The 6,000-nt window shown below is 44.6% G+C and carries 4 protein-coding genes and 1 pseudogene; 2 read left to right on the top strand and 3 right to left on the bottom strand.

Annotated elements, in window-relative coordinates:
• Positions 1-737, top strand: a pseudogene (locus Q5076_RS11750) (PepSY domain-containing protein); the annotation flags it as partial.
• A gap of 669 nt (positions 738-1,406) precedes the next feature.
• On the opposite strand, the gene Q5076_RS11745 reads toward Q5076_RS11750, so the two are convergent.
• A complete protein-coding gene (locus tag Q5076_RS11745) occupies positions 1,407-2,180 on the bottom strand; it encodes a radical SAM protein (protein ID WP_303013491.1) in 774 nt (257 codons plus the stop codon).
• 125 nt (positions 2,181-2,305) lie between these two features.
• Positions 2,306-4,354: a helix-hairpin-helix domain-containing protein gene (locus tag Q5076_RS11740; protein ID WP_303013488.1), complete on the bottom strand. Its 2,049-nt coding sequence runs from the start codon at positions 4,352-4,354 to the stop codon at positions 2,306-2,308.
• Between the two features lie 146 nt (positions 4,355-4,500).
• Here Q5076_RS11740 and Q5076_RS11735 point away from each other — a divergent pair, with 146 nt between their 5' ends.
• Complete coding sequence (locus tag Q5076_RS11735; protein ID WP_303013495.1) at positions 4,501-5,079, top strand: DUF4294 domain-containing protein; 579 nt, start codon at positions 4,501-4,503, stop codon at positions 5,077-5,079.
• A gap of 268 nt (positions 5,080-5,347) precedes the next feature.
• On the opposite strand, the gene Q5076_RS11730 is transcribed toward Q5076_RS11735, so the two are convergent.
• A complete protein-coding gene (locus Q5076_RS11730; protein WP_303013485.1) occupies positions 5,348-5,875 on the bottom strand; it encodes an RNA methyltransferase in 528 nt (175 codons plus the stop codon).
• Between the last annotated feature and the right edge of the window lie 125 nt (positions 5,876-6,000).

Raw genomic sequence — 6,000 nt, 5'->3', positions numbered from 1 at the left:
CCCTGCTGTGGCACGACAAGCTGGGACGCACCACTATCATACTGACCCTCTTGGTAGCCGTTACGGGCTGGTGCCTCCGTCCGCCCGTCATGATACCGTTAGCTTTGACTAAGACACCTGCACTGCCCGGTACTTCCCTAGATAGCCCTAATCCTTGGCACGACAAGCTACGTATGGTACGCTATGACGACACGTGCGGCGACTGGCTGCTATCCACTTCCGAAGGTTTCTACTCCCTGTCTTCACCCGATGCTGTGCCCGTAAAGGTGGAAAAAGTTCCCCCGATCAGTGTCATGGGACTGAATGTCTGGCAAAAGGACAAACAAGGAAACTGGCTGGCCGGTTCGTTCAGCGGCCTGTTCGTTTGGGACAGGTGGCTGGGCCGGGTAACGGACTACTTCACGGGAGAAGAAGCCGAAGATACAGCCGGCCCTCCTTTCGGCAAGTTTGCCGTTTCGGGCTACAGTGCGGATTTCAAAGGAAAGGAATGCGTGGTGGAATATTACGAGGGAACGGATGCCCTTGCCCAGCCCGAAGAACTCTCCGTACAACCCATGTCGCTTTGGAACTTCGCTTTAGAAGTACACAGCGGACGGGTATTCATAGGCAGCGTGGCTACTTACGTGTTTGTCTTCTTCGTGGGAGGCGGGTGCGTATGGTGCTTGTGGACGGGGTACAGGGTGCGGATACGGAACAAGAAACCAAACGACCTTGGATGTACATCGCTGAACAAATAATGTAAATGAGTTTGTCCGCAGGCTTGAAAAATGCAAAATGAGCATCACCGGACTATTTTCCCGGAAAAACATTCACCCCTTCACTTCCCCTTATTCATCAGTGTTAACGGGTGAAGGGTCATCATTCACCGGACATTCACTTCCGATTCAATCGAATGTTCCGATTTTAAAAAGTATAGCTTTGGCTTGTTTAAAGCTATGCTTTACATCTCCAAAGCACTGCATTAAATTCCATAAACGATATGTATAAATGACGAAAGGTTAGGTGAAGGACGTGCCCTTCACCCTGTATCGACTTATCCATCGGCTTTAGCGGCAAAAGATGAAGGGGAAGGAAAAATGGAAAAACAGTAGTGGCAGAGCCCTTCCGTAAGATAACAAGAGAGAAAATCCACCAAAGCCAGTGGAACATATCCGTCCGGATTTACATTCGGCCCCCAATCATGAAACGCCAGAAATGAATAAAACCGAACAAATAAAAACCTATACCGGAACAGACAAAGACATGTACTTGACTTGTCGGAACCTCCTACATCATCCGGCCGGATACAGTACTTGTCTGAACCGGTTCTTCTATATGTTATCTCACATTTAAGTAGATGTTTTTTCAATCTATCCGTAACTTAATCTGTCCCGACACGGTTACGAATAAACAAACAGCCGTCAACATCAGTAAGAGGCTGTTGCCGGAATACCCTCTTTTTTCAATAAGGCTACAATACGGTCCAGCTCTTCATGAGTGGCTTTCTGCAAATCATGGTCGGGCGTCTCACGGTCAATCGTGTATATCATCACCTGGCGGGGAGCGATTTCTTTCACTGCTTCCAACCAGGGAAGCACGTACCTATCGGATGTATTATCCATATCTTTCCCCTGATAACCGCCTTTCAGAAACATGGTCTGCACAATACAGTTTCCCTTGAATTCCTTCATTTTCCCGATAATCTTCCTTACGGAATATTTTCCATTCGGACGGTCCAACAGACGGATATATTCCTCGTCCACCGTATCCAGTTTCAGAATATTGTTATCGACCTTATTCAGAGCCGCAAATACGGCGGGACGGTCGATGAATGTAGAATTACTCAATACGCTGACCTTCGCTTTCGGAAAATACGCATCACGGAGAGCAAGGGTGTCTTCTATGATTTCCGGAAAATGAGGATGCGCAGTCGGTTCGCCGTTACCGGCAAATGTCAGCACGTCAGGAGCGGGACCATTCGCCTGCATGTCTTTTAACTTCTCTTCCAAGGCGATGCGGACTTCCTCCCGGGTCGGAAAAGGTTTCTTTGCACGATGGTCGGCATTAAAGCCGCATTCGCAATAAATACAGTCGAACGAACAGATTTTACCGTCTTCCGGCAACAGATTTATTCCCAAAGAAACACCCAGACGGCGGGAATGAACAGGACCGAAAATGGGTGAAGGATAAATGACAGTCATCTTATCTAAAAATTTAATCGTTTACAATCTATATATCTTAGCAACCGCTTCCTCTCGACCGACGGTTTCCGGCTATTCGCTCCATACGAAACCTGTCTTTCCGGATTAGCCTGCACAAAAATAATCTAAAACTTGATACGCAACTGCATTTGCATATCAGCTTTTTTATTTCCCCGAATCAAATCGTTGCCGGAACCTATCTCGTCACGGTCCAGGTAAAATGTCTCTCCGAACCTGGTTATAAACAGCCAGTGTTTATTAAGCTCATACCTCAACCGGACAATCCAACGAAATCCCCTGCCCTGAAACGAAGGAGTATAAAACGCATAAAGCAGTCCTTTCTCCGACACGTACACACGCGAATCATAATCATCCGTACAAAAATAACTGCCTTGAACGTCAGCAAACAGCCTGGTCCAAAGCAGTCGGGAAGATACCATTTGTGTAGCCTGGTATCCTTTACTAGCAGCTCTGTCCTGAGAATGAAAATGATTATAATCTAAAGTTGTACGACTGCTAAACACTTCACTTAAAAAATAGTTCAAACGGTAACGAAATTGATGATGAAAAATAGGAAGCGTTAGTTTTTCTTTACTATTCGTTTCATCACGCTCTTTCTGTTTATAACGATATTTTACGTACATCGATAAGCCGGGATGCGGGGTATAAGTAGCCTGGACGAGTCCGTCCAGCCCGCGGGAAGGCTTACCGGTCCTATACTTTTTCCAGGGAAAAGAAAACATATCGAATGAAGTAAAAAACGTCCAGTACCGAAAAGGGGAGGTCTCCAATCCCATGTAATATCCCTGTTCGTTTTGTACCTTACCCCCTTCGGCAAATGAACGGGCAAACATCGCCCAATAATTATACGAATAAAAACGGTGTATCAACATGATTCGGGTATTTTGAACCGGCGAATACTGCAAACGGTTCAAAGAAGCCCAACCTTGTTTCCCTACGGCTGTCTCTCCCTGAAAAGAAAAACGATGCCAACGATAGGCATAATCCATCCCCAAATTATAGAAATTGTTTCCGTGCTGGTTGTATTTGGAATAACCGGTTAATTCCGGTTCATAAGTCCGGTTGAAAAGATAGTAAATCCCTGTGACTCCCAGCTTGATGCGGTTGTGTTGATAACTCACATTCCCGCCTGTCAACTGCATGGCGAACAAGTTCTTTTTATCCGCTTCCTTTTGACTCCGGTGTAGTCCGGTTTTGTAGATAGAGGTGATTTCTCCGCCGGTGATTGTCCCGTCCAGAGAACGATGCGAATAAAATCCGGAAACATTCCAATGTTTTGCCAGAGACACAGTGGCGGCCGCACCTCGAAAATAGTTGTATTCGTCAGTAGAAGAATGCTTTTTTATCCCGCTGCCGCGACTGTTGAAAGAAGAGGCGTAGATTGTTTTTCCCATCAGATAATCAGTACTGATAACCATCCCCTGTCCGAAACTGAGACGATAGTTTCCGACAGCCAACGTTTTCAACCGCCCGCAATTCTTTAACAACAGATAGAAGGAATAATAATCATAGCCATAGCGATTGTGTAACTCCCCGAAAGGCTCTCCGGCATCTTTTTCGGCGACGATTCCCGCATAGAGCCGGTCACTGTAGCGGAAACCGTATTTAACGGAGTTATAAACAGCAGGCCCTAAATAAGCATGTTCATAACCTTTTCGTTTATAAAACGGTATGTCAAAGCGGGTTAACAGTTCATTTTTTCCGTATTTACCTGCACTTTTCAACATTGTTTTCCACTGAAAAGCAGGCCTATTGTTAATAGCTTTGATGCAGACAAAAGGAAGTAAATACCGGATAGTCCGTTCATCCATCTCTTCCACCAATTGAAGTTCGTAAAGAGTCTGCATCTGCCCGTGTATATATACATAAGCTAATATATGTTCAATCTGGATATCACTCAGAAAAGGAAACTGTTCCAGTTGTTCACGGGTGGCACTATTCAGATTGACAGGTTCCCGCAGACGGGCCGCCAAGTCCTCCAGTTCATTCCCCCAGTCAAGTTCATTAACAGAGTTATCAGTAAGATTATTAACAGATAAATCTTCAAAAACATCTTCTATAAGACTCTCTGAAAGGTTTTGAGCATTACATTCAGAAATTATGAACAAGCTGTTTATAATACTTATCAACCATACCTGACAAACAGTTTTCATCAATAAATCGTCTATTTTTCTTCCTGCATTCTTACAGAGAAGGGCGCAAAGATACTTTAAATAGGTTAACGGCCGAAGGAAATATCTGAATAATAAAATTTTAATCTTATTTTTGTAACGTGAAAAGGAGGCTTAACATAGTCATAATAACATTATTTGCCATCGTTTGTTGTTCGCAGCGCGTACAAGCCCAAGAGAAGCAAAGTATCAACGGATACCTGGTTCCGATGTGTATCTATAACGGAGATACGATTCCATGTATCCAGTTGAGGACTGTGTATATTTTCCGCCCGATGAAATTCAAAAACGAAAAAGAACGCAGGGAATACTACCGGCTGGTACGCAATGTGAAAAAAGTATATCCCATCTCCAAAGAAATCAACCGCGCCATCATCGAAACGTATGAATATCTCCAGACATTACCCAATGAGAAAGCCCGGCAAAAACACATCAAACGGGTTGAAAAAGGATTGAAAGCGCAATATACCGCCCGGATGAAAAAGCTTTCTTTCGCACAAGGCAAATTGTTGATAAAACTGGTAGACCGCCAAAGTAACCAGACCAGTTATGAACTGGTAAAAGCGTTCATGGGTCCTTTCAAAGCAGGATTTTATCAGGCATTTGCCGCCTTGTTCGGAGCCAGCCTTAAAAAGGAATATGACCCGGAAGGCGAAGACAGACTGACGGAACGGGTCGTATTATTGGTAGAAAACGGACAAATCTGAACAGGAAATTCCAAACAGACAAGCGGACAGGTCCGGACTGTTCGTCAGGGACTTATTAACCGGATATCCGGTTAAAACAATCGCATGCGGTCCGGCAAACATGTAATTCCGGAATGATTCCAGGGTGATTCCAGAAAAACGGGTTCTACATTTATGAACAATAAGGATACATTGAAAATCAATCTATTAACAATTATATCAACGCATTATCAACCGGTTATTAACCGGTTTCCATTCCTGTCAGGAACGGCCGGTGTGCCCGGCATAATCAGCGTAACTTCTTGAACAAGTCCCAGATTACAATTCCCGCCGTTACGGAAACATTCAGGGAATGCTTCGTACCGTATTGGGGAATCTCGATGCATCCGTCCGAACGGTCAATCACTTCCTGCCGCACTCCTTTGACCTCATTTCCCATGACAATAGCGTATTTCCTGTTTTTATCCAACTCCAGTTTATCCAGCATCACGCTGCCTTCCGCCTGTTCCACCGAATACACGACATATCCTTCTTTCCGGAGGTTATCAACAGCATCAACAGCGTTATCAACATATTTCCAGTCAACAGTGAATTCGGCTCCCAACGCCGTCTTATGGATTTCAGGATGCGGAGGAACAGCCGTTATGCCGCACAAGCAGATACATTCGATACGGAACGCATCCGACGTACGGAACACCGAACCGATGTTGTGCAGGCTGCGTATGTCGTCCAGCACTACTACCAAAGGCAACTTTTCAGCCTGTTTAAACTCTTCAGCGCTGATACGGTTCAGCTCCGTTATTTTCAGTTTGCGCATACATGTCCTTTCTTTGATTACGTTTACTTTGCAAAGGTAAGCCTTTTCTGTTAACAGAGATGTTGATAACGGTTTAAAACCTGTCAAAACCATCGGCAAAGATTTTGAAAAATAATTCTTGCATT

Source organism: uncultured Bacteroides sp. (assembly GCF_958445495.1).
Taxonomy (GTDB): domain Bacteria; phylum Bacteroidota; class Bacteroidia; order Bacteroidales; family Bacteroidaceae; genus Bacteroides.
Note: the sequence above shows the minus strand (reverse complement) of the source record. Positions and strands in the feature narration are given on the sequence as shown.

Excerpts from the sequence above, each read along its gene's own strand:
- Q5076_RS11730 (WP_303013485.1), bottom strand. The coding sequence starts at position 5,875 with ATGCGCAAACTGAAAATAACGGAGCTGAACCGTATCAGCGCTGAAGAG.
- Q5076_RS11740 (WP_303013488.1), bottom strand. The coding sequence starts at position 4,354 with ATGAAAACTGTTTGTCAGGTATGGTTGATAAGTATTATAAACAGCTTG.
- Q5076_RS11745 (WP_303013491.1), bottom strand. The coding sequence starts at position 2,180 with ATGACTGTCATTTATCCTTCACCCATTTTCGGTCCTGTTCATTCCCGC.